General features: G+C 70.7%; 25 protein-coding genes. 14 read left to right on the forward strand and 11 right to left on the reverse strand.

Features of this window, described 5'->3' with window-relative positions:
• Positions 1–21: 21 nt before the first annotated feature.
• The 5 genes from AC6CCG_RS00740 to AC6CCG_RS00760 form a co-directional block, all read right to left on the reverse strand.
• Complete coding sequence (locus tag AC6CCG_RS00740) at positions 22–1,047, reverse strand: acyltransferase domain-containing protein (RefSeq protein WP_496652521.1); 1,026 nt, start codon at positions 1,045–1,047, stop codon at positions 22–24.
• 112 nt (positions 1,048–1,159) lie between these two features.
• Positions 1,160–2,593, reverse strand: a complete 1,434-nt coding sequence (locus AC6CCG_RS00745) for a M64 family metallopeptidase (protein ID WP_496652522.1) — start codon at positions 2,591–2,593, stop codon at positions 1,160–1,162.
• A 28-nt stretch (positions 2,594–2,621) separates the two neighbouring features.
• Positions 2,622–3,596 (reverse strand): hypothetical protein, encoded by a 975-nt coding sequence (locus tag AC6CCG_RS00750; protein ID WP_496652523.1) that lies wholly within the window; start codon positions 3,594–3,596, stop codon positions 2,622–2,624.
• Between the two features lie 100 nt (positions 3,597–3,696).
• Complete coding sequence (locus AC6CCG_RS00755; protein WP_496652524.1) at positions 3,697–4,107, reverse strand: LysR family transcriptional regulator; 411 nt, start codon at positions 4,105–4,107, stop codon at positions 3,697–3,699.
• A gap of 72 nt (positions 4,108–4,179) precedes the next feature.
• Complete coding sequence (locus AC6CCG_RS00760) at positions 4,180–5,079, reverse strand: aminoglycoside phosphotransferase family protein (protein ID WP_496652525.1); 900 nt, start codon at positions 5,077–5,079, stop codon at positions 4,180–4,182.
• A gap of 165 nt (positions 5,080–5,244) precedes the next feature.
• On the opposite strand from AC6CCG_RS00760, the gene folP reads away from it, so the two are divergent.
• The 10 genes from folP (at position 5,245) to AC6CCG_RS00810 (ending at position 13,487) form a co-directional block, all read left to right on the forward strand.
• Positions 5,245–6,039, forward strand: coding sequence for a dihydropteroate synthase (gene folP, locus AC6CCG_RS00765; RefSeq protein WP_496654371.1), 795 nt, complete (start codon positions 5,245–5,247; stop codon positions 6,037–6,039).
• Positions 6,040–6,211: 172 nt separating this feature from the next.
• A complete protein-coding gene (folB, locus tag AC6CCG_RS00770) occupies positions 6,212–6,619 on the forward strand; it encodes a dihydroneopterin aldolase (RefSeq protein ID WP_496652526.1) in 408 nt (135 codons plus the stop codon).
• On the forward strand, positions 6,616–7,173 hold the full coding sequence (gene folK, locus AC6CCG_RS00775; RefSeq protein WP_496652527.1) for a 2-amino-4-hydroxy-6-hydroxymethyldihydropteridine diphosphokinase: 558 nt from the start codon (positions 6,616–6,618) through the stop codon (positions 7,171–7,173). The genes folB and folK overlap by 4 nt, the downstream gene beginning before the upstream one ends.
• A gap of 2 nt (positions 7,174–7,175) precedes the next feature.
• On the forward strand, positions 7,176–7,694 hold the full coding sequence (locus AC6CCG_RS00780; protein WP_496652528.1) for a DUF3180 domain-containing protein: 519 nt from the start codon (positions 7,176–7,178) through the stop codon (positions 7,692–7,694).
• Positions 7,695–7,862: 168 nt separating this feature from the next.
• Positions 7,863–8,495: a hypothetical protein gene (locus tag AC6CCG_RS00785; RefSeq protein ID WP_496652529.1), complete on the forward strand. Its 633-nt coding sequence runs from the start codon at positions 7,863–7,865 to the stop codon at positions 8,493–8,495.
• Between the two features lie 72 nt (positions 8,496–8,567).
• Positions 8,568–10,307 (forward strand): L-aspartate oxidase, encoded by a 1,740-nt coding sequence (locus tag AC6CCG_RS00790; RefSeq protein WP_496652530.1) that lies wholly within the window; start codon positions 8,568–8,570, stop codon positions 10,305–10,307.
• A complete protein-coding gene (gene nadC, locus AC6CCG_RS00795; protein ID WP_496652531.1) occupies positions 10,304–11,230 on the forward strand; it encodes a carboxylating nicotinate-nucleotide diphosphorylase in 927 nt (308 codons plus the stop codon). Before AC6CCG_RS00790 ends, nadC begins: the two co-directional genes overlap by 4 nt.
• Before the next feature lie 92 nt (positions 11,231–11,322).
• Positions 11,323–11,661, forward strand: a complete 339-nt coding sequence (locus AC6CCG_RS00800; protein ID WP_496652532.1) for a histone-like nucleoid-structuring protein Lsr2 — start codon at positions 11,323–11,325, stop codon at positions 11,659–11,661.
• Between the two features lie 347 nt (positions 11,662–12,008).
• On the forward strand, positions 12,009–12,839 hold the full coding sequence (locus AC6CCG_RS00805; RefSeq protein ID WP_496652533.1) for a helix-turn-helix domain-containing protein: 831 nt from the start codon (positions 12,009–12,011) through the stop codon (positions 12,837–12,839).
• Between the two features lie 66 nt (positions 12,840–12,905).
• Positions 12,906–13,487 carry a dihydrofolate reductase family protein gene (locus AC6CCG_RS00810; RefSeq protein ID WP_496652534.1) on the forward strand — a complete coding sequence of 194 codons (582 nt, stop codon included), beginning with the start codon at positions 12,906–12,908 and terminating at the stop codon, positions 13,485–13,487.
• On the opposite strand, the gene AC6CCG_RS00815 is transcribed toward AC6CCG_RS00810, so the two are convergent.
• Positions 13,472–14,047, reverse strand: a complete 576-nt coding sequence (locus AC6CCG_RS00815) for a GNAT family N-acetyltransferase (RefSeq protein WP_496652535.1) — start codon at positions 14,045–14,047, stop codon at positions 13,472–13,474. The genes AC6CCG_RS00810 and AC6CCG_RS00815 overlap by 16 nt on opposite strands.
• Before the next feature lie 204 nt (positions 14,048–14,251).
• Between AC6CCG_RS00815 and AC6CCG_RS00820 the strand changes: the two genes are divergently transcribed.
• Positions 14,252–16,795: an ATP-dependent Clp protease ATP-binding subunit gene (locus tag AC6CCG_RS00820; RefSeq protein ID WP_496652536.1), complete on the forward strand. Its 2,544-nt coding sequence runs from the start codon at positions 14,252–14,254 to the stop codon at positions 16,793–16,795.
• Between the two features lie 76 nt (positions 16,796–16,871).
• Here AC6CCG_RS00820 and AC6CCG_RS00825 read toward each other — a convergent pair whose 3' ends face one another.
• Positions 16,872–17,096, reverse strand: a complete 225-nt coding sequence (locus tag AC6CCG_RS00825) for a hypothetical protein (protein ID WP_496652537.1) — start codon at positions 17,094–17,096, stop codon at positions 16,872–16,874.
• Between the two features lie 29 nt (positions 17,097–17,125).
• Here AC6CCG_RS00825 and AC6CCG_RS00830 point away from each other — a divergent pair, with 29 nt between their 5' ends.
• The 3 genes from AC6CCG_RS00830 to AC6CCG_RS00840 all read left to right on the forward strand — a co-directional run bounded on the left by AC6CCG_RS00830 (position 17,126) and on the right by AC6CCG_RS00840 (position 19,286).
• Entirely contained in the window at positions 17,126–17,911 is a 786-nt protein-coding gene (locus tag AC6CCG_RS00830) for a maleylpyruvate isomerase family mycothiol-dependent enzyme (RefSeq protein ID WP_496652538.1), read from the forward strand.
• Positions 17,912–17,946: 35 nt separating this feature from the next.
• A complete protein-coding gene (locus tag AC6CCG_RS00835) occupies positions 17,947–18,633 on the forward strand; it encodes a GntR family transcriptional regulator (RefSeq protein WP_496652540.1) in 687 nt (228 codons plus the stop codon).
• 113 nt (positions 18,634–18,746) lie between these two features.
• Positions 18,747–19,286: a histidine phosphatase family protein gene (locus AC6CCG_RS00840; RefSeq protein ID WP_496652541.1), complete on the forward strand. Its 540-nt coding sequence runs from the start codon at positions 18,747–18,749 to the stop codon at positions 19,284–19,286.
• A 19-nt stretch (positions 19,287–19,305) separates the two neighbouring features.
• On the opposite strand, the gene AC6CCG_RS00845 is transcribed toward AC6CCG_RS00840, so the two are convergent.
• From AC6CCG_RS00845 to AC6CCG_RS00860, 4 genes are all read right to left on the reverse strand, one after another.
• Positions 19,306–20,001: a class I SAM-dependent methyltransferase gene (locus tag AC6CCG_RS00845; protein ID WP_496652543.1), complete on the reverse strand. Its 696-nt coding sequence runs from the start codon at positions 19,999–20,001 to the stop codon at positions 19,306–19,308.
• A gap of 517 nt (positions 20,002–20,518) precedes the next feature.
• The gene (locus AC6CCG_RS00850; protein WP_496652544.1) at positions 20,519–21,217 is read right to left on the reverse strand and encodes a cyclase family protein; all 699 of its coding nucleotides are present in this window, start codon (positions 21,215–21,217) and stop codon (positions 20,519–20,521) included.
• The gene (locus AC6CCG_RS00855; RefSeq protein WP_496652545.1) at positions 21,198–22,136 is read right to left on the reverse strand and encodes an amidohydrolase family protein; all 939 of its coding nucleotides are present in this window, start codon (positions 22,134–22,136) and stop codon (positions 21,198–21,200) included. Before AC6CCG_RS00855 ends, AC6CCG_RS00850 begins: the two co-directional genes overlap by 20 nt.
• Positions 22,133–23,470 (reverse strand): MFS transporter, encoded by a 1,338-nt coding sequence (locus AC6CCG_RS00860; protein WP_496652546.1) that lies wholly within the window; start codon positions 23,468–23,470, stop codon positions 22,133–22,135. Before AC6CCG_RS00860 ends, AC6CCG_RS00855 begins: the two co-directional genes overlap by 4 nt.
• Positions 23,471–23,528: the final 58 nt, after the last annotated feature.

Here is a 23,528-nt window from a genome sequence, read left to right on the forward strand (position 1 = left end):
GAGCGGTTGGTGCGGGCCCGGTCAGGGCAGCCGGCGGAACCAGCCGGTCTGGTTGTACCAGTGGCCGCCGTCGCGCAGGTGGCCGACGACGGCGCGTTCCAGCGAGGTGCGTTGGGGCAGTTCGGTCAGCAGGGCCGGCGGGACCTCGGGTCCGTCGAACCGCCGGTGGAAGAGGTGCAGGATCGGGGCCCAGTCCGCCCGGACCCGATCGTTGAAGGCGGTGAACCGGCGCTGGAAGCGGACGATGTTGGACTCGGCCGGCAGGTAGCCGGCGAGCTGCCCGTCCATCAGCCAGGAGTGACAGCCGAACCCGGCGACCTGTTCGGGGAAGCCGCTGGCCAGCTCCAGCGCCCGGTCGAACGACGCGTCGCAGGCGGACGGCGTCAGACGGCCGGAGTCGCCGGGGATGTGCGTGTTCAGGGCGCTCTCGCCGGGACGCAGGATCGGATGACCGGGCTCGGTGTGCCGGAGCTGCCGTTCGTACGCCAGCCGGCCGAGCCGGAACCCGGTGCCGGAGAACGTCATCGGCAGACCCCAGGTCGCGTCCAGCCCGGGCCGGCCGTTGACCCGGCGATCGCCCGCCAGCGCCGCCCCGAGTGCGCCGAACGAGGCCCAGGACTCCGCGTCGCTGAGCCCGTCGGCCGCGTGAAGATCGCGGACGTACGGCGTCACCGTCAGGAACACCCAGACGTACAGATGACGGGCGACCGGGCCGCCGGACAACGCCGCCCAGCCCGGGTTGCCGGGCCGCCGCCGGCCGAGCTGACTGATCAGCAGCCGGGCCGACCGGTCCAGCAACCAGCAGAACTCGGGATCGTCGTCCGGATCGGGGCGGGCGGCGAGCGTCGTCGCGCGGTCCTCGGGCTCCGTGTCCATCCTGGCCAGCAGCCGGTCGGCCGTCTCCGGATCCGGTACGTGCAGCCGCGGGCCGTCGGGGCCGGCGACCGGGGTCAGCCGGTCCACGACCTCCGCATCGAGGTCCAGCGTCCGGGCGACGTCGGTCAGGCTGAGGCGCTGCCAGGCCGGGGTCGAGGCGTGGTGGTTCATCGAGATCACTCCCTCACTCGGCGAGTCCGTGGTCCGGACTCGGGGGCGGGGGATGACTCCTCGGGGCCTCCCTCAGCACGATAGTGCGGTGGCGCCGAGGTTCGCCACTCCTTCAGCGGGTCAACCAGGCGGCCGCGTGCCGGGAGAGAGCGGACGGATCCAGGGCCCGGGCAGCCTCGAGGTGCGCGGCTCGGCCTCGGACGGCGTCGACCCACGTCCCGCGTCCGGCCGGCTCGGCCAGCGCGGCCCGGCCCAGCCTGAGGCCGTCCAACCGGACCCCGGCCAGCGCCGCCGCCGGGACCCGGACCTCGAACTCGTCGACGCCGGCGGCCTCGACGAACCCGTGCGGCTCGGGCTGATCATCGCCGAAACCGTGCGCGGGGATGTCGATCACGGGGGCCGCGGCGACCGGCCGGTCCCCGTCCAGCACCACGTGGGCGAGGGATCCGGTGGCCGGCGGTGGAACAGGATCAGCGTGGCCGGACGGTGTGACATCGACGAGGGCCAGGGTGCCGTCCGCGCCGCGGCGCACGGTCAGCCGCAGGAACGCCGGGGCGTCGGCGGCTCCCGGTTCGCCACCACCGGGAGGCCTGCCCTGGTTGGCGATCGCGGACTTCAGCGCGGCGATCACCACCCCGGCGCAGACCGGGCAGAACGGCGGCGTGTTGTTGTCCATCCGGCATTGGCTCGCCGGCCGGTAGATGCCCTTCGTGTAGCGCCCCCAGCCGCCTTCGATCAGTCCGACATCCGTGGCCGCGTTCCAGCCGGCCGGGAGCGGGTTGGTCGGGATCGGGGTGGTGGACTTGATCAGGTCCCGCCATTTGATCTTGGTCCGGTCGGTCTCGATGGTCAGGTTCGGCGCCGGGGGTTCGGTGCCGGAGTAGGTCTGGTTGTAGCCCGACCGGCGGTACTCGTCCAGCAGGCCGAAGCAGTGTCCGAGTTCGTGGGCCATCACGGCCGGGGCGACGCCGCTGGTGATCGCCATCATCCGGTTCCGCCACAGGCCGTTGCCACCGGTCCGGTGGGTCAGCACGACGGTGATGTCGGCGTCCAGGTTCCAGGTCCGGACGGCCTTGCGGATGCGCGCGTAGTTGTCCTCGGTGAAGGCGTCGAACCAGCCCTGGGCCCAGTTGTTGTTGTAGACCAGGTTGAGGGCGGTGTCCTTGACCGCGTTCGGCTCGCTGATCGCATCGTCCGCCGACACCAGCCCGAGCCGGACGACCCGGAAGTTCGCCTTGTTCTGTTGGTAGAAGTCGATCGCGAACAGGCCGTTGATCATGGTGTTCACGTCCGCGGCGAAGGCCTGCTGTCCGGCCAGCGAATAGCCGTCGGCCAGGATCAGGATGGTCGCCTTCTCCTGGACCCCGCCGTCGTCCAGGACGGTCACCGGATGGCCGCCGAGCCAGGGCACCTGCGAGGTGGACCGGTCGTTGTCCAGCAGGGCCCTCAAGGTGTCCTCGCGCTGCTGCCCGAGCACCTGCCGCAGGCCGGTCGACGTCTGGCCTCGCGGAGCCAGGTAGCTGCGCAGGCTGAGCCGGATCGCCATCGTGCCGCCTCCCTCGAGATCACTGCGGTCAGCGGCTGCAGACGAGCATGGTGACCAGGCCGGTGCCGCTCGGCAAGGCGGTCAACGCCTTGCCGATCACCGCGCCCAGGGCCACCGACCGGTCCCGTACCGCCATCGCATGGCCCGGCCGGGCCGAGGTGGTGAGCAGATCGCCGGCCGTGATCGGGCCGTAGTCCGCATCCGCCCAGACCGCCACCTTGCCCATCAACGCAACGGGTACGCCGTCGCAGTCACGATCGAGGACGATCGCCGGCCGGTACGCCCCGGCCCCGGAGACGACGCCCGCGACCCGAGGGTCGTACGGGGCTCGACACGGTTCCAGCGCCCCGCCGGCGTCGATGATCACGCACTGTCCCGGACCGACGCCGGGCCCGGCCGGCATCCGTTCGGCATAGTCGGCCCCGGCCAGCAGGACGTCGCCGGTGACGGTCAGGTCGCCGCTGATCGAGACCGCGCCGTCCAGCCAGGCCGCGTTGCCGCCCGCCGTGTTGTGGGCGTAGAGGCCGGCCGAGGTGGCGCTGTGGGTCTCGGCGAAGATCGCGTGCATCCGTTCGGAGACGCCGACGACCCCGGAGTTGTCCCCGCTGTGGCCGTACACGCCCTGGTAGGTCTCGCTCTCGCCGACCACGCCGCGGCGGCCGGTGCCGACCACCCCGTCTCCGGTCGGGGCATTCCCGACCACACCCTGGCCGCCGGTCCGGACCTCGCCCCAGATCCCGGCGCCGGTCTGGTCGCAGGCGCCGACGACGGCCCGGCCGGTCTGGGTCTCGCCCCACAGGCCGGTGCCGTCGGTGTCCACGGCGCCGACGACCGCGCGCCCTTGGTTGACCTGGCCCCACAGCCCGACCCCGGTCTTGCTGACACCGACCACGGCCCGGCCCTGCGGGTTCGCGCTCGCCCACAGCGCGGCGCCGTTGCCGGAGTTGTCCGCGACCACGCCGGCCTTGTTCGGATCCGACGACGTCCCGGTGATGGTGGCCATCCGCGTTCCCTCCCCTCGCGACGATGCCGCCCGTCAAGCCGGCGGGCCGACCTGATCAACGCTCCTCCAGGAGCCGGTCCAGGGAAAGGGCTGTTGCTGATCACGCACCGGAGGTTGACAGGCGCCGCGGGGCGGTCGGCGCCGGCGTGACCCTGGTGATCACGACCGCGGTGCCGCGGCGGTGCTCGACGGTCCGGCGGCCGGACCCGGGCGGGCCGGCGTCGATCAGGTGGATCGTCCGGAACGGGCCGTGCCGGGCGTCCTCGACGGCGTCCTCGCAGGCCCGGAGGATGGATTCGGCATGCCGGACGAACCGCTCACCGGCTTCGGTGAGGCCGTGCATCCCGGCGGCGTTGCGCCGGACCAGCGGCTGACCGACTGTCTGTTCGAGGCGCCGGACGGCGCGGCTCACGCCCGAACGGCTCAGACAACTCGCCTCGGCGGCCCTGCCGTAGTGCCCGGCCCGGGCGAGTGCCGTGAACACCCGCAGGTCCTCGACGTCGAGATTCATCGCACACCCCCGAGCACGGCCTCCAGCAACCAGCCGTGGCCCCATTATCGTCCCCGTCCGGCCCCTTGGGGATCAGTCGTCGGTCACCACCTGGGCCAGGGCGTGCCGGCCGACCGCGGCGAGCTGCGGGTTGTCGTCGGAGTTGGCCAGCAGGGACAGCCCCAGGGACAGGCCCCAGCCGCGAGCCCGGACCCAGAGGGCGGGACCGGCCCCGGTCAACGCGGTGTAGCGGTCCCGGAAGACGCGCCGTCCGGCGGCGTCGAAGCTGAGCCAGCCGGTGGCCAGGTCGGTGGCCGGATCGCCGACGGTGAGGTCGCCGAAGTCGATCACGGCGGCGAGTCGATCATGGTCGGCGAGCAGGTTGGCCGGGTGCGGGTCGCCGTGCACCCAGACCGGCTCGGTGTCCGGCACCGGCGCTTCCAGCAGGCGCCGCCAGAGCGTCCGGAGGCGGTCCGGCTCGGGGATCGAGCCGGCGGCCAGATGCTCCTCGGCCAGCTCGTTCCGTTCCGCCAGGGGGATTCCGCGGACCGGGTTGAAGATCCGGTCCGGGCCGCTGCGCGCGTCGTCCGGAGCCGGCCGGTGCAGTGCGGCCAGGAACTCGGCGACCGGTCCGGCCAGCGGCATCCGGTCGGCGACGGCGAGGTCGGTCAGCGGGGTGCCGGGGAACCAGCGGGTGATCGTCCAGGGCCAGGGGAAGAGGTTGCTCGCCGTACCCACCCGGAAGGGGACCGGTACGGGAGCCGGAAGGGCACCGGCGATCACCGGCAGCCAGCGCTGCTCGTTGATCACCAGCCGGGCCGCGACGCCTCGCCGGGGCAGCCGGACCAGCAGGTCGTCGCCGAGCCGGAAGATCACGTTGTCCCAGCCGTTCGCGACCAGGCTGAGCGGACCGGCCAGCTCCGGATGCTGTTCGATGATCAACTTCTCGACCAGGTCGACCGTGACGTCGACCTCGGCTTCGGGCATGCGCATGCGTCGGCTCCTTGCCGGGAAGGGGATACCCGCTGACCTTACCGGCGCGGCCCATCGGCAGCGCCAGTGACAGACGCCACGAGTCGTGCGTCATGACTAGGATCACGGCGGGTGAAGGAGATTCCCGCGGTGACCGGCCTGCCGGCACCGGGCCGCACCCTGGTGATGGGTGTGGTGAACGTGACGCCGGACTCGTTCTCCGACGGCGGTGAGTGGCTGGACCCCGACGAGGCGGTACGGCACGGCCACGACCTGATCGCCGAGGGTGCCGACGTGATCGACGTCGGCGGCGAGTCGACCCGGCCCGGCGCGAGCCGGCCGGACGTCGAGACCGAGCTGCGCCGGGTGTTGCCGGTGATCACGGAGCTGACCAGGGCCGGGGCCGTGGTCAGCGTCGACACGATGCGGGCCGAGGTGGCCGCGGCCGCGGTCGCGGCCGGGGCGAAGATGATCAACGACGTGTCGGGCGGCCGGGCCGATCCGGCGATGCTGCCGACCGTGGCCGAGCTGGAGGTCGCGTACCTCTGTATGCACTGGCGCGGCCATTCCGAGGACATGTTCAGCCGCGCGGTGTACGAGGACGTGATGGCCGAGGTGATCACCGAGCTGCGGATCCAGCTGGACCAGGCGGTGGCGGCCGGGATCACCCCGGACCGGCTGGTGATCGACCCGGGCTTCGGGTTCGCCAAGACCGCGGAGCACAACTGGGAACTGCTGCGCCGGATCGATGAGCTGGCCGTGCTCGGCCTGCCGGTGCTGCTCGGCGTCTCCCGGAAACGCTTCCTCAGCCGGCTGCTCGCCGACGGCGAACGGCTGCGGCCGGCCCGGCAGTGCGACGACGCGTCGACGGCGCTCACCGTCGTCGCCGCGCAGCATCGGCTCTGGGGTGTCCGGGTGCACGCCGTACGGCCCAATCGGGACGCGATCGCGGTGGTCGACCAGCTGGCCTGGACGGGTTAACGCGAGGCGTCCGGAGGCCGACGGCTCGGCGAATCCAGTAGCCTGCCACGTCGCAACGCGGGCACATCGTAGGCGAACCGTCGCCCGATGGCGCTACGGTCTTCGGATTCGCGGACGCCGACTGCCCCGCCCCGGGGGCGGTCGGATAGGGTCGGCGGGCGAAGGAGGGCAGATGACGGGGGCGAACGACGCGGGTACGGCCGTGCCGGAAGGGCTGGATCGCGTTGCCCTGCGGGGTATTGTCGGGTTCGGGCACCATGGCGTGTTCGACTTCGAACGACGCCAGGGTCAGCGATTCGTCGTCGACGTCACTTGTTTTCTTGATCTTTCTCCGGCCGCAGCCAGTGATGATCTTGACCGAACGATCGATTACGGCGCACTGGCATCGGTGGTGGTGGCCGACATCGAGCGGGACCCGCTGAACCTCATCGAGGCGTTGGCGGAGAGAATTGCACAGACGTGCCTGAAGCAGCATCAGCGGGTTGACACGGTGCAGGTGACCGTGCACAAACCGGGGGCGCCGATGCCGGTAGAGGTGGCCGACGTGGCCGTCACAGTGACGAGGAGCAGACGGATATGAGCAGCCCCAACCCGTACGCGATCGACGCCGACACACTCAGCGGTATGAAACCGTTGCGCAAGGTCGTCTACTCGCTCGGGTCGAACCTGGGCGATCGGCTGACGATCCTGCAGGGCGCCGTCGACGCCATCAAGGACACGCCCGACGTGATCGTGGTGGACGTCTCCTCCGTGTACGAGACCGTCCCGCTGGGCGGGCCGGCCGACGCCAGCAAGTTCCTCAACCTGGTGATCGTCGCCGAGTCGACCCTGGAGCCGCGGACGCTGCTGGAGCGGGCCCTGGCGATCGAGGACGCGTACGGCCGGGAGCGCAGCGAGCGCTGGGCCCCGCGGACCCTGGACGTCGACCTGATCATCGTCGGCACCACCACCAAGGACGAGGACAGCCTCCGGCTGCCGCACCCGCTGGCCCATGAGCGCGGCTTCGTGCTGGCGCCGTGGCTCGAGGTGGACCCGGCGGGCGAGGTGCCCGGTCGGGGCCGGATCGCCGACCTGATCCAGACGGCCGATCTGTCCGGCGTGGTCCGCCGGGACGACCTGACGATCACCGACTGACCTTGGCCGGACCGGACGACGACGGCTCCCTCAAGACGACCCCGCCGCTGGCGCTGGCCGTCGCGGCGCTGTTCGGCGCGTTGGCGGGCTGGCTGGTCGTGGTCGGCGCCCGGGCGCTGAACACGAGCCCGCCCCAGGTTCCCTGGACCGCGCCGATCACCGTGATCGTGGTCGCGGTGGCGACCGGTCTGCTGGCCTGGCAGACGTACCAGCGGATCCATCGGCGGCGGCTCCGGATGGACCCGCAGCGGGCGGTGTCGTTCCTGGTGCTGGGCAAGGCGTCGGCGCTGGCCGGGGCGCTGGTGGCGGGCGGGTACCTGGCGTACGCGCTGCTGTTCGTTGCCCAGATCGCCGGGGATTCGCCGCGCGAGCGAGTCGTCAGATCTTTGGTCGCGGTGGCCGGCGGGCTCGCCCTCGGCACGGCCGGCCTGCTGCTCGAGCGGGCCTGCAAGGTGCCCGACGACCCGGACGTCGATTCCGAGTCCAAGACCGAGGACGATCCGGCGGATCGAGACCGCTGATTCACTGACACCGGTTCTCAGACACCGGGGTCAAAATCCCACAACCTCTGCGGCAGTCGTCCTATCGTTTCGCGTGTGACTTCCCCTGCCGATGCCCCTACGCGCCCACTGAGCCCTTCGGCTCGACGCCGCGCCGCAACATCCACCCTGGTCACCACGTCGAAGGTTGTGCTGGTCCTCGGCATCGCCGTCGCGGTGGCTGCCGCCTTCGGTCCGGATTGGGTGATCCGGGCCGGTGTCGGCGCCCTGGTGATCACCGCCGTCGTCGCCTGCGCCTGCGCCTGGAACGAACTGTCCCAGGCCCGCCAGGAGCACTCCGCCGCGATGCTCGCCGCTGCCCGTAACCACGGCAAGGCGCTGACCGAGGAGCGCCGGCACAACGGCACCGTCGTCGACACCCTGACCGACCGGGCCAAGAACGCGGCCGGCGAGGCCGAACGGCTCCGCGTCGACCGGGTCCAGCTGCAGCGGGTGATCGCCTCGCTGCACGGCGACAAGGCTGCGCTGAAGGCCGAGCTAGCCCTTCGCGAGAACACCATCGCCGGTCTGCGCGAACTGATCGAGGCCCCGCGCGAGGCAGCCGCCGAAACCGATGGCGAGGCCGAGGTGCTGGGTCTGCCGCGCCGGGTGAAGACCGAGCACGAGTCGCTCTGGGACAGCCTGCCGCAGGCCGACGAGCTGTGGAGCGACGGCGATCACCCGACCGTCGTCGACCTCAAGGCCGTCGCCGCGATGATCGAACTGGTCGAGGCCGAGGAGCGCGCGGAGCGCGAACTGCCGGAGCACAAGCAGGCCATGTGACACCCGCCGGTCGGTCCGTCGGCGACGGACCCGGCCGGAACAGTCCCGCGGTGATGAGGGACGATACTCACCGTGCCGGATAGCCAGGGTTCCGCTCCAGCCGCTCCACTGCCGCCGCGCCGGACCCCCGGCGCCGCGCCGCCGCTGCCGGAGTTGCCGCTGCGGCTCGCCGCGGAGGAGCCCGGCTGGATCCGTGATGTCGACGTCGTGGTGGTCGGCTCGGGCATCGCCGGCCTGACCGCTGCTCTGGAATGCCGTGGCCTGGGCAGGATCCTGGTGGTGACCAAGGACGTACTCGCCGCCGGTTCGACGCCCTGGGCGCAGGGCGGCATCGCCTCGGTGCAGGACGAGGGCGACACCGTCGAGCAGCACGTCAACGACACCCTGATCGCGGGCGCGGGGCTGTGCATCGAGGACGCGGTCCGCGTCCTCGTCGGCGAGGGTACGGAAGCGGTCGACACCCTGATCTCGCGCGGCGCCGAATTCGACCGCGACCCCGACGGCGAACTGCAGCTGACCCGGGAGGGCGGGCACCGGCGGAACCGGATCGCGCATGCCGGCGGCGACGCGACGGGCGCCGAGATCGCCCGGGCCCTGGTCCACGCGGTCCGTACCGAGCCGTCCATCGAGGTCATCGAACACGCGCTGGTGCTGGATCTGATCCCGGCCGAGGTCGGCCCCGGCGAACCGCCGGCGGTCGCCGGGGTCACGCTGCACGTGCTCGGCGAGGGCAGCCGGACCGGTGTCGGCGCGGTGCACGCGCGGGCGGTGGTGCTGGCGACCGGCGGCATCGGCCAGATCTACGCGGTCACCACCAACCCGGGCGTCTCCACCGGCGACGGGATCGCCGCCGCGCTGCGGGCCGGGGCCCGGCTGCGCGACATCGAGTTCATCCAGTTCCATCCGACGGTGCTGTTCCTCGGCGCCGGCGCCCGCGGTCAGCTGCCGCTGGTCAGCGAGGCGGTCCGGGGCGAGGGCGGCCACCTGCTCAACCCGGCCGGCGAGCGCTTCATGGTCGGCCAGCACGAACTGGCCGAACTGGCGCCGCGGGACGTGGTGGCGAAGGCGATCATGCGGGAGATGGCGGCGGCCGGCGCCGATCACGTGTTCGTCGACGGGACGATGCTCGGCGAGGAAACCTGGCGGGTCCGCTTCCCGACCATTCTGCACAGTTGTCGGCAGATGGGCATCAATCCGGCCCGGGACCTGATCCCGGTCGCGCCGGCTTGTCATTATTTCTGTGGCGGAGTGGAAACCGATCTCGACGGTGCGACGAGTCTCGGCGGTCTCTATGCCTGCGGCGAGGTGGCCTCGTCCGGGGTGCACGGAGCGAATCGGTTGGCCTCGAATTCGCTGCTCGAAGGCCTGGTCTTCGCGCGCCGGATCGCGGCCCGGTTGCGGGACCGGTTGCCGGAACGCAGGAAGCCCGCACCGGACGCACGGCCGGCCGGATTGATCGATCCGTCGGTGGTCACCGAACTGCAGTTGATCATGAGCCGGGATGCCGGCGGACTGCGTTCCGCGACCTCACTGGACCGGGCCGCCGAGGAATTGCGGCGATTGGCCGAGAAGAACGGCGCCGAACGCGGACTGGAGGCCTGGGAGGCGACGAACCTGATCACCGTCGCGGCCGCCGTGGTGGCCGCGGCCCGGCTCCGGGAAGAGTCCCGCGGCGCGCACTGGCGGGATGATTTCGACGGTGAATCCGGGGCCTGGCAAGGGCATCTGATCACCCGGCTGGCGGAATCCGGTGGCCCGGGTCTCGCGGCCGGATTGGCGCACGAGTTCGTACCGACCCAGGAGCGACGATGAGCATTTCCTCGCTGGCCGAAGCCACCCAGCTGATCAAGGAAGCCGGACTGGACCCCGACACGGTGATCATGATCATCGACGAGGCGCTGGCGGAGGATCTCGGCGGTCGCGGAGTGCTCCCGGAAGGCACCGGGTACGGGGTCGACGTCACGTCCGAGGCGACCATTCCCGCCGACGCCAGAGCCACCGCCAGGTTGGTGGTCCGGGCCGACGGCGTGCTCGCCGGCACCGCGGTCGCGGCGGCCGCGTTCGCCCGGGTGCTGGAGCCGACGGGACCGTACGCGATCGACGTGGCAGGGATCGACGGCAGCCCGGTCCGCCGGGGTGATCTGGTGCTGACGGTCGACGGGAACACCCGGGCCGTGCTCACCGCGGAACGGGTCGCGCTGAACCTGATCACGGTGATGTCCGGGGTGGCGACGGCCGCCCGTTCCTGGGTGGACGCCCTGGCCGGAACCCGGACCTCGGTCCGCGACACCCGGAAGACGATCCCGGGATTGCGCATGCTCCAGAAATATGCGGTCCGGACGGCGGGTGGCGTGAATCACCGGCAGTGCCTCGCCGACGCGGCGTTGATCAAGGACAATCACGTGATCGCGGCCGGCGGCGTGGTGCCGGCGTTTCAGTCGGTACGGCATCGCTATCCAGACCTTCCCATTCAGGTCGAGGTGACGAAACCCGAACAGGTCGCCGAACTCGTCGCGGCCGGGGCGACCGAGATTCTGCTGGACAACATGGATGCGGAAACCATGCGATCTGTTGTTGCGGAATTCGGTGATCGCGTGGTATTCGAGGCAAGTGGCGGTTTGACCCTGGCTGTCGCGCAGGAGGTCGCAGCCACCGGTGTTCACTTTGTCGCGGTCGGCGCAATCACCCACTCGGCACCTATTCTCGACCTCGCCCTGGATTTCGTTGAGGCGTGAAAAGCTGGAGTTTGTTCGACCAAAGCATCGGCGTTACTATGACGTGAGTTTTTTGGCCACCCGGCAAAATTTCAGAACGGAGAGGGACCTTCATGGCACAACGCGTTCAGGTCATCCTCGAGGATGACTTCGACGGCGGCAAGGCCGAGGAGACGGTCAGTTTCGGACTCGACGGTGTCGATTACGAGATCGATCTGTCGACCAAGAATGCGAAGGCGCTGCGCAACGCGCTGGATCCCTGGCTCACCGTGGCCCGCCGGACCGGCGGCCGTCGCCGGCGCTCTTCGGCGCGCGCCGTTTCGGCGAAGACCGCGGACCGCGGCAGCACCAGCGAGATCCGGGCCTGGGCCGTGGATCAGGGCTATGAGGTGAGCAGTCGCGGCCGCGTTCCGGCCGAGATCCGCGAGGCTTACGAGAAGGCGCACAAGTGATTTGTCGGGTGGGTTCTGGCCTTCGGCCCGAACCCACCCGAACAACAGCGGGGCCGGAGTTCCTCCGGCCCCGCTGTTGTCTGCAAGGGGACACCCCTTGGACCCCGTCGGTCGTGGATTCCCTGCCGGGTCGCGTGGGTGCCGCGGGCCACTAGCGGCGAAGTGGGGACTTTGGGCGGGGTCGGTGACGGGGCCACTAGCGGGAGGAGACGGGCTCGCCGGCGGACGGGGTCGGCATTCCTCTGGAAATGGTGTTTTGGCGAATGCCACGCGGCAATTTCTGAGGTCCCTCGGAATTCGAAGTCTCCGGCCCCGTGATCATCTGCGATCCTGTGGATGTGCAGTACGTGTCCAGAGTGCCACGGCCGCCACTGGACGGGCTGATCGACGATCTCTACTACCTGGACGGCTCGCCCCCGTACCCGCGGCTGACCTTGCCGCCGGCTCCGTCGTCCCTGTTGATCATCAACCTCGGCGATCCCTTCCGGATCCGCCGGAGCACCGACCTCCGCACCACCGAATTCGGGGACGGCTGCGTGGTCACCATGCCGACCCGGGCCTGGGAGTTCGGCTATCCGCCGCGGACCCGGTCGGTCGGGGTCCATCTCAAGCCATGGGGGCTGGCCCCGTTCCTGCCGATGCCGGCGACCGACCTGTGTGACCGGCCGGTGGCCGTCGAACAGGTGTGGGGGCGGGCCGCCGTGACCGAGTTGCGGGACCGGCTGGACGCGGCGGGCGGGCCGCAGGAGATGTTGGCCCTGCTCGAGCAGGAACTGCTGCGACGGCTGCGCGGGACCATCGGCCTTGGCCTGGTCCGGCACGTGAGCAGCGTCATCGCGGCGGCCGGCGGGGCGGTGGCGATCGGCGACCTGAGTGCGGCGGCCGGGGTCAGCAGCACCCAGCTGGCGAAGCGGTTCAAGGAGGTCGTCGGCTTCACGCCCAAGCGGCTGGCCCGCAACTACCGCTTCACCGGCACGGTGTTCGCGATCGACTTCGCCGGGCCGATCGACTGGGGCGACGTCGCGGCCCGCGCGGGCTACTTCGACCAGGCCCACTTCGGCCACGAGTTCCGGGCCTTCACCGGGCTCACCCCGACCCGGTACGCGGAGGTCCGGCGGCGGTTCCTCCGCGAACACCCGGGCCACGTACTGAACAGCTGGCCGCTGCCGGCGGATTGATTTCTTACAAGATCGACCGGCGCACGCCCGGCTAGCTTGTGGGCACCTCGAGCAAAGGAGTGCCCCGTGGGCAAGGTGGTCATGTACGCCTCGGTGTCGGTGGACGGCTTCATCGCCGACGAGAACGATCAGCCCGGACCGCTGTTCGACTGGTTGACCAGCGGTGACGTACCGCTGGACGACACCGGCTTCGTCAAGGTGTCGCAGACGTCGTACGACTACGTCCGGCCGTACTGGGACGAGATCGGCGTGACCATCGCGGGTCGCCACGTCTTCGACCTCACCGACGGCTGGGACGGGAAGCCGCCGGCCGGCATCGACCATGTGATCGTCGTGACCCACCGGCCGGCGCCGGACAGCTGGGACGCCGAGGCTCCGTTCCATTTCGTCGACGGCATCGAGGCGGCCCTGGCCCGGGCGCAGGAACTCGCCGCCGGGCGCACCGTCGAGATCGCGGCCGGCGACGTCGGCGGCCAGGCGCTCGCCGCGGGCCTGGTCGACGAGGTGCGGATGGACGTCGTGCCCGCCGTGCTCGGTCGCGGCAAGCGCTTCTTCGGGGCGGTCGGCGGCCAGCACCTGCTGGAGGATCCCGACGTCGTGATCCAGGGCGACCGGGTGCTCCACCTGCGCTTTCAGGTGCGCCGCTGACCACTCCGGACGGCAGGACCACTCCGGACGGCCCCGCGCCCGATCCGGTACGTCACATTCGGGCGCAACGGCCCTTCGGGGGCGCCGGGATCGTCGAAGTCCCGGGCCGGGTCCCGAACCATGCCGATCCGCTCCATCACGGCCTGCGACCGGACGTTCGTCGCCGTGGTCAGGGCGAGGATCTCGGCCAGGCCGAGCACGTCGAAGCCGAAGTCGAGGACCGCCCGGGCGGCCTCGCTGGCGTACCCCTGGCCCCAGGCCGACCGGGCCAGCCGCCAGCCGATCTCCACGCCACCGAACGGCAGTTCGTCCTCCACGTCGTCCAGGCCGACGAAGCCGATCAGCTCACCTGTGGCCAGCACCTCGACCGCCCACCAGCCGTACCCGCGCCGGTCGAAGTCGGCCTCGTAGCGCGCCACCGACGCGTCGCTCTCGGCCCGGGTCAGCACCGGGCCGAGGTGCCGGCGTACCTCCGGGTCGGCGTTGATCGCGGCCCACGGCGCGAGATCGGAGTCGCGCCAGCGGCGCAGCAGCAGGCGGTCGGTGCGCAGTTCGGTCACGCCGCTCAGCCAACGCCGACCCGTCCCGTCGGTGCAACGACTTTTCCCGCCCCTCGGCCGTCGGCGCAGTTTCGCTGTTAGCGATGAGGTGCCATCCGGGGCGGAACACCGGCAGGCCCGGCGGTCCCGCTGAGTACAGTGGTGACGAGATGCGGACCCCCTGCTCGAGGTCGGGGCCCCGCATCCGAGCCGAGGGAGATGGGAATGTTCGAACGGTTTACCGACAGGGCCCGGCGCGTCGTGGTGTTGGCGCAAGAAGAGGCCCGGATGCTGAACCACAACTACATCGGGACCGAGCACATCCTGCTGGGTCTCATCCACGAGGGCGAAGGAGTCGCCGCCAAGGCGCTCGAGTCGCTGAACATCTCGCTCGAGGCAGTCCGGCAGAAGGTCGAGGAGATCATCGGCCACGGTCAGCAGTCTCCGAGCGGGCACATCCCGTTCACGCCGCGGGCCAAGAAGGTGCTGGAGCTGAGCCTGCGGGAAGCCCTGCAGATCAACCACGCCTACATCGGCACCGAGCACATCCTGCTCGGCCTGATCCGGGAGGGCGAGGGCGTCGCCGCCCAGGTGCTGGTCAAGCTCGGCGCCGACCTGAACCGGGTCCGCAACCAGGTGCTGCAGCTGCTCAGCGGGTTCCAGGGCAAGGAGGCCGCGACCTCCGGCGCTCCCGAGCAGGGCAGCAATGCGCCGTCCTCCTCGATGGTGCTGGACCAGTTCGGCCGCAACCTGACCAAGGACGCGCGGGAGAACAAGCTCGACCCGGTGATCGGCCGGGAGACCGAGATCGAGCGCGTGATGACCGTGCTGTCCCGGCGCACCAAGAACAACCCGGTGCTGATCGGCGAGCCCGGCGTCGGCAAGACCGCCGTCGTCGAGGGGCTGAGCCAGGCGATCGTCCGTGGCGACGTGCCGGAAACCCTGCGCGACAAGCAGATCTACACGCTGGACCTCGGCGCGCTGGTGGCCGGCTCCCGGTATCGCGGTGATTTCGAGGAACGCCTGAAGAAGGTCCTCAAGGAGATCCGCACCCGCGGCGACGTGGTCCTCTTCATCGACGAGATCCACACCCTGGTCGGCGCCGGTGCGGCCGAGGGCGCGATCGACGCCGCCAGCATCCTGAAGCCGATGCTGGCCCGCGGCGAGCTGCAGACCATCGGCGCCACCACGCTCGACGAATACCGCAAGTACGTGGAGAAGGACGCCGCCCTCGAGCGGCGGTTCCAGCCGATCCAGGTCGCCGAGCCGTCGATCGCCCACACGATCGACATCCTGCGCGGCCTGCGCGACCGGTACGAGGCGCACCACCGGGTCACGATCACCGACCAGGCGCTGGTCGGTGCGGCCCAGATGGCCGACCGCTACATCTCCGACCGGTTCCTGCCGGACAAGGCGATCGACCTGATCGACGAGGCCGGCGCCCGGCTCCGGATCCGCCGGATGACCGCGCCGCCGGACCTGCGCGAGTTCGACGAGAAGGTCGCGGCCGTACGGCTGGAGAAGGAGACCGCGATCGACGCCCAGGACTTCGAGCGGGCGGCCGGGCTGCGTGACGACGAGAAGAAGCTGCTGGCCCAGCGCGCCGAGCGGGAAGCCCAGTGGAAGTCGGGCGACCTGGACGTGGTGGCCGAGGTCGACGAGGAGATCATCGCCGAGGTGCTGTCCACGGCGACCGGCATCCCCGTCTTCAAGCTGACCGAGGAGGAGTCCTCGCGTCTGCTGCGGATGGAGGACGAGATCGGCAAGAGCTACATCGGTCAGGAGGATGCGGTCAAGGCTCTGGCCCGGTCGATCCGCCGGACCCGGGCCGGCCTGAAGGACCCGCGCCGGCCGAGCGGCTCGTTCATCTTCGCCGGGCCGTCGGGCGTCGGCAAGACGCATCTGACCAAGGTGCTGACCGAGTTCCTGTTCGGTGATCAGGACGCCATGATCACGCTCGACATGAGCGAGTTCTCCGAGAAGCACACGGCCTCCCGGCTGTTCGGCTCCCCGCCCGGCTACGTCGGGTACGAGGAGGGCGGCCAGCTCACCGAGAAGGTGCGCCGGAAGCCGTTCAGCGTGGTCCTGTTCGACGAGATCGAGAAGGCCCACCCGGACATCTTCAACTCGCTGCTGCAGATCCTGGACGAAGGTCGGCTGACCGACGCCCAGGGCCGGGTGGTCGACTTCAAGAACACGGTGATCGTCATGACCACCAACCTGGGCACCCGGGACATCGCGAAGTCGGTCAGCCTGGGCTTCGCGCAGGCCGGCGACACCGGCGGCTCGTACGAGAAGATGAAGGCCAAGGTCACCGACGAGCTGAAGCAGAACTTCCGGCCGGAGTTCCTGAACCGGATCGACGAGGTCATCGTGTTCCACCAGCAGTCGCTGGAGGACATCGAGCGGATCGTCGACCTGATGGTGACCGAGATCGAGGGTCGCCTGAAGGACAAGGACATGGGCATCGAGCTGACCCCCGCCGCGAAGCGACTGATCGCCAAGCGCGGGTACGACCCGGTGCTCGGCGCCCGGCCGTTGCGGCGGGCCCTGCAGCGCGACATCGAGGACGTCCTGGCCGAGAAGATCCTGTTCTCGGAGCTGAAGTCCGGTGAGATCGTGCTCGTGGATGTCGCCGACGAGGGTTCGGAGCAGGCGTTCACCTTCACCGGCACGCCGCGCTCGTCCCTGCCGGACGCCCCGCCCGCCGAGTTCGACGTGGTCAAGGGCAGCGGCAGCGACGGCGACAAGCAGGCCGCCGAAGGCTGATCACACCCCGTAAGTCCGACCGGAGGGCCCCGCGAGCGATCGCGGGGCCCTTCGTCGTGCACGGAATGTGTGGTGCTCAGCAGCCGTCGTCGCTGCCGGTCCGGCCGTGCAGCAGGGCTACCGCGATCGGGTCGTCGGAGCGCAGCCGTTCCACCTCCTCGCCGTCGTCGCACCGGCAGAGCGACACCGTGACGCCGCGCTCGGACCTGGTCAGCACGTGCCAGGTCGCGCCGGACTCCTCCCACCGGCGGAGCCGTTCCAGCAGGTCGGCGGCCGGGACCGCGGGCAAATCGTTCGTCATGATCACCACCCGTCTCCTACGGTACGGCCATGGCTCCACTCGACTACCTCGGCGCCCTCGCCGCGGACTCCGACCGTTTCGCCGAAGTGATCGCCCGGACACCGCAGGACCGTCGGGTGCCGAGCTGCCCGGACTGGACCGCGGCCGACCTCTGGTTCCACCTCGGCGAGGTGCAGTGGTTCTGGGCCCGGATCGTCGGCGGGCCGCTCACCGAGACCGCGGACGTCGAGGCGCTGCCGGAACCGGAGCGTCCCGCTGATCTTGGTGCGTTCTTCACGATGGCCACCACGGCGCTGCGCGAGGCGCTGGCCGCGATCCCGGCGGAGACTCCGGCGTGGAGCTGGGCCGAGGAGCAGACGGCCGGGTTCAGCCGCCGGCGGCAGGCGCATGAGGCGCTGATCCACCGGGTCGACGCCGAGCTCACCGCCGGCGACCGGACGCCGCTCGACCCGGCGCTGGCCGCGGATGGTGTGGCCGAGGCGCTCACGGTGATGTACGGCGATCCGCCGCGCGACTGGGGCGAGTTCCGGCCCGATCCGGCCCGGGTGATCGAGTTGGTCAGCACCGACACCGGCGATCGCTGGCGTACCCAGGTCGGGCGGTTCACCGGCACCAGCCGGTCCGGCACCGAACACGACCTGCTGACGCTCGACGTGGCCGTGCCCGGCGTCGAGCCGTCCGCCGTGATCACCGGGACGGCGGCCGATCTCGACTGCTGGCTCTGGCGCCGCACCCCGTACGGCGAGGTGATCACCGAGGGCGACCCGGCGACCCTCGAGGCGCTGGCCGTGGTGATGCGGAAGGGGATCAACTGAGCCCGCGCTTTTCCTTCTTCCTATAGGATTTCCGCATGAGCACCGGTGAGGGCCGGCTGGACCGGCGGGCGTTGCGGGACCAGGTCTACGACCGGGTGCTCGAGTTGCTGCTGTCCGGCGAGATCGAGGCCGGCGAACGGCTGTCGATCGACACCATGGCCCGGGACCTGTCCGTGTCGCCGACCCCGGTCCGGGAGGCCCTGGTCCAACTCGAACGGACCGGGCTGGTCACGAGGGAGGCGCTCAAGGGCTACCGGGTCGCGCCGCCGCTGGACCCCGCGCAGCTGACCGAGCTGTTCGACGCCCGGATCATGCTGGAGGAGACCGCAGCCCGGTTGTCGGCCGCCGCGACCGACCGCCTGCTGCCCGAACTCCGCGAGGCGCACGCCCGGCACCGCGCCGCCAGCGACGAGGTGCTCGCCGCGGGCGACGAGCCGGTGCCGCTGCCGGTGACCCAGCGCTACTTCGACGCCGACCGCGCCTTCCACGACGTGATCTTCGCGCACTCCGGCAATCGCTACCTGGTGGAGATGTACGACGGTCTCGGCGCGCTGACCCATCGGATGCGCCAGGCCGCGCTGCGCGGTCCGGAGGACGTCCGGGAGGCCGTGGCCGAACACGAGGCTGTCCTGAAGGCGTACGAGAGCGATCCGGCCGGCGCAGCCGAGGCCCTCCGCCGCCACGTCACCGGCGTCCGCAACCGCTCCCTCTCCGGCCACTGAAACCCGCCGACCGGTCCCGGAAGCAGGCGTTTTTCGCGGCGTGTCGCTGCAGAGCTGACCACTCGGCGCGGCGGAGGGCGCGGCGGCAGGAGGTTCCCTGGCAGGCTTGGCGGATGGCCGTCGAGATCGTGTACGAGACGCACTCCATCAGCCAGGACAACGAGCGCGGCGCGGCCTCGGGCTGGCGGGGCAGTGAGCTCTCGGCGCGCGGTCACCGGCTGGCCGAGGAGCTCGGCGCCCGCCGCCGCAACGACGGCCTGGCCGCCGTGTTCGCCTCCGACCTGACCCGGGCCGCGCAGACCGCAACGGTCGCCTTCGCCGGTACCGAGGTGCCGATCCTGCTGGACTGGCGGCTTCGGGAGTGTGACTACGGAGAACGGAACGGGATGCCGTCCGGCGAGTTGCACCGGAACCTGGCTGATCATCTCGACGTGCCGTACCCCGGCGGGGAGAGCTGGCGACAAGCCGTCGAGCGCGCCGGTCGGTTCCTGCAGGACCTCCCGCTTCGCTGGTCGGACGCGCGGGTCTTGATCATCGGCCACGTGACGACCCGCTGGGCCCTGGACCACTTCATCGACGGCAAGCCGCTGGAGAAGTTGATCAACGCCGACTTCGCCTGGCGGGAGGGCTGGGAGTACCGGCTCGAACCTTGATCAGGTACGAGCCGCGGCGTCACGGCCGGCGGAGGCGTACAGCCAGCAGCGTGGGCCGATGAACCAGTTGGGCATACCGGTCCGCATCGAGTTCGCGATAAGCCTCGACCGGGCGGGGCTCGATCAGACGCTCCAGGACGAACCCGGCGCCGAGCAGTTCGCCGATCAGGACCTCCAGATTCATCCGCTGGAACCGGACCGAGTGGGGACTGTTCTGGACCGCCAGATCGACCCACGCCTCGGAGAAGTAGGAATCCTGGAAGTGCTGCCAGTCCGCAGCCGGATGCGTGGTGGAGAGCGCGAACCAGCCGCCCGGCCGGAGCACCCGGAAAACCTCGCCGAGGAACCGCCGCCGGTCCGCCAGATGATGGATCACCAGCGCGCACAGCACCCCGTCGAACGACCCGTCGCCGAGCCCGTCCAGTGGAGCGTTCAGGTCCTGCTGCCGAATCTCGCCCCGGTCGCCGAGTCGGGCCCGCGCATGCTCGACGAGGACACCACTGTCCTCGAGCCCGAGCACCGAAGCGCCGCGCTCGGCCAGCGCGGCCGCATAGAAGCCGGCACCGCAGCCCGCGTCCAGGATCCGTTGCGCGCCGACGTCGCCGACCAGGTCCAGCATCGCCGGCCGGTCGATGTGGGCGTTGTACGCGTTGTTCGCAGCATTGACGTTGAAATGATCACCGAGCGAGCCGTGGTAGGCGAGGTTCGAGGGCATGAGCACACGCTAGGGGACAGCGGCCCCGATCTCCGGGCTGCCAGCGATTCGCCGATCACCTCCGGCGCGCCAACCGATCATCTCTGGCGCGCCGACCGATCATCTCTGGCGCGCCGACCGATCATCCGTGCCTCGCCGACTGATCGCTCACAGCGCTGCGCCGATCGATCGCCCGCTGCGCCGCGCGGACGCCCACCGCACCTCGCCGGCCGCCGACCGCGCCTCGCCGACTGATCGCTCACAGCGCTGCGCCGATCGATCGCCCGCTGCGCCGCGCCGACCGCCCACCGCACCTGGCCGGCCGCCCACCGCGCCTCGCCGACCGATCACCCCACCTCGCTGGGCCGACCGATCACCCGCGCGGGCCGACCCGATCCCCACCGGGCTGCGCGTCCGATCACCGCACTCCGCGCGTGCCGTCCGATCACCGCACTCGACGCGCGCCGACCGATCACCACCGCGCCCACCGGTCACTTGTGCTACGACACGCCGCCAGAAAGCCCGCGGTTGTGACCGGTCAGCGGGAGGGGAGGAAGGCGAGCGCTCGGACCGGGGCACCGTCGGAGCGGGGCACCCGCAGCGGTACGGCGGCGAAGGTGCACCGTTGGGCCGGGATCGCGGCCAGGTTGGTCAGGTACTCGATCTGCGGGATCCCCGCCGTCAGCAGGATCCTGTGGCACGGCCAGTCGTCGTCCAGCTCGGCCGCAGGGCTCCAGTCGTCGGCGTAGTCGGCCCGGATGCCGCGGTCCTGCGGGAAGTCGAAGCCGATCGCGGAAACGCCGGCGGCGCGCACCCATTCGGCGGCGGCCCGGGTCAGCCAGGGCGCCCGGGTCCAGTACTCGGGCGTCGTGGTCGGCCAGCGGATTTCATGATCACTGCGGAGCAGCAGGATCTCTCCGGGCCGGACGTCCGACCCGGAGATCAGTTGGACGTCGATCGGCGCGTTGTCGCCCAGCGCCGAGACGTCGATGATCACGGCCGGGCCCATGATCGACTGCAGTGGTACCTCGGCCAGCCAGTCGCCGTCCGGGTCGACGTGCCGAGGCGCGTCGACGTGGGTGAAGCCGTGCGCGCTCATCGTCAGAGCCGTGCTGTGGAAGGCGCAGCCGCCCTTCGCCGTGCCTTCCCGGTACGTGATCGTCGGCGCGAACCGCCAGTGCTCCTCGATCGGCATCGAGCAGTCGATCACGACATGATCAAGAAGTCGCAGCGTCATCGGGGCTCTCTCCGATCGTCAGCCGATAGCGCCGGATCGCGTTGCCGGCGAACGCAGCGTACTGTTCGTCCGCCGACCAGCCTGAGGTGAGTTCGGCGAAACCGCCCATGATCTCGGCGTAGCTGCCGCAGAGCGAGTCGACCGGGAAGTTGCTGGCGAACATGATCCGCCGCACGCCGAAGGCGGAGACGGCGCGCTCGACGATCTCCCGGTTGGCCGCGACGGTCCAGCGCCGGCCCGGCACGCCGATCCCGCTGATCTTGAGCCACACCTGCGGCAGCGCGGCGATCCGGCCGAGGGCCGCGGCCCAGCTCTCGATCGCGTCCGGTGACCGGTCGGCCGGCAGGCCGGTGTGGTTGATCGTCACCGCGGTGTCGGGAAACGCGCGGACCAGCTCGGCGGCCTCGTCGAGCTGCCACCAGGCCGTCTGCAGTTCGAAGTCGAGGCCGTTCCGGGCCAGTTCGGCGTACCCGGCCCGCCAGGCCGGAGCGGAGAGCAGGGTCGGCCCATGATCAGCGGGCGACGTGGTCTGACCAGGCTTGTGCCTGATCCCACGAACGATCGGCCGCGCGGCCATCGCCTCGATCAGCCGCGGGGCGTCCGGCCGGTCCAGGCGCACCCGGCCGATCGCGGCCGACGGCAGTCCGTACCGCCGGTGGACGCCTTCGATGTGGGCGATCTCGCCGAGCGGATCGTCGTCGTCCCACTCCGTCTCCATGGTGACCGAGCCGATCAGCCGGAGCCCGGCCGAGGCGGCGTCGCGGACCAGGTCGGGCGGCAGGTAGTCCCGCTTGATGGCCTCGTAGTCCCCGTACCGGAACGGAATCCTGGCCTCGGGCCGGAGCCACGGCTGCCGCCCGGCGGCCGGCTCCCAGAAGTGGTGGTGGGCGTCGACCAGGTCACCCGTGTAGCGCGTCACGCCCGCACCGCCGCCAGCGGCCGTTCGAAGTCGATGATCATCGAGCCGACGAAGTAGACCACCGCGGCGACGCCCAGGAACAGGAACGCGCCGCCGAAGCCGCCGCCGGCCGCCCCGATGGCGAAGCCCATCACGACCGGCGCCAGCCCGCCGCCGCCGGACGAGGCGACGTTCATCACGCCGCCGACCGTGCCGACCTGCGGCTTCGGTGCCAGCCAGGCCGGGATGGCCCAGTAGAGGCCGCCGAAGTTGATGAAGAACACCGCGACCGCGAGCAGCGCGACGGCCGCCATCCCGTTCGTCACCGGCGGGATGGCGAAGATCGCCAGCGCGGTGCCGACACCGGAGACGCCGAACACGGTCTTCATCACCCGGTTGTAGCGGGAGGTCTGCTGCCGCCACCGGTCGACCGTGAACCCGGCCACCAGCTGGCCGAGGACGCCCGCCCCGTACACGAGGAAGGTGCCCCAACCGAGCTCGGCCAGTCCGAAGCCGAACTGCTTCGCCAGATAGCTCGGTGTCCAAGAGATGATGCCCCACCAGATGGTGGCCCAGCCGAGCCGGCCGACCATCATGCCCCAGAACGATCGGGACCTGAGATAGTCGGTGATCCGCGGCAGTGCCTTCGGCGCCTCGGCCGCGTCGACCCCACCGAGTTGATCTTCGATCTCGGCCAGCTCGGCCCGGTTCACCCGGCGGTGATCACGGGGATGATCACGAAGGTAGAACCAGTACGCTCCCGCGACCAGGATCGTGATCGCCCCGGTGATCACGAACGCCCAGCGCCAGCCGCCGGTGGCCCCGATGATCCAGGTGACGATCAGCCCGCCGACCGCGGAGCCGAACGGCCCGGCCGCGTCGATGAAGGTCGCCCCGCGGGCCCGCTCCTTCGGCGGCAGCCAGTTGGAGTTGAGCTTGGCCCCGGCCGGGAAGACCGGAGCCTCGCTGGCGCCCAGGCCGAGCCGGCTGACGGTCAGGAAGAGGGCGCCGTTGACGAAGCCGCCGAGCATCTGGAACACGCCCCAGACGACGCCGGCCACGCCGACGATGGCCCGCGGCCCGAACCGGTCCAGCAACCAGCCGCCGGGGATCTGGAACAGCAGGTAGGTCCAGAAGAACGAGCCGAGGATGACGCCCTGCAGTTCGGGCGTGAGGCTGAACTCCTGCGAGATGAACGGCATCGCGATCGACAGCGTCGAGCGGTCGATGAAGTTGAGCAGCACCAGGATCCAGAGGATCGCGAAGATCTGCCAGCGGACCCAGGTCGAGCGCCCGCCACCGGGACCCGGCCGCCGATCGGTGGCCGCCTCAGCCGCCGGATGTTCTGCCGCCATGGAGACTCCTTCGTCCGCCGCAGATGGATTCAATGCCAAACATCCTATAGGATATAGG

The organism is Microlunatus sp. YIM B11417 (assembly GCF_059617205.1).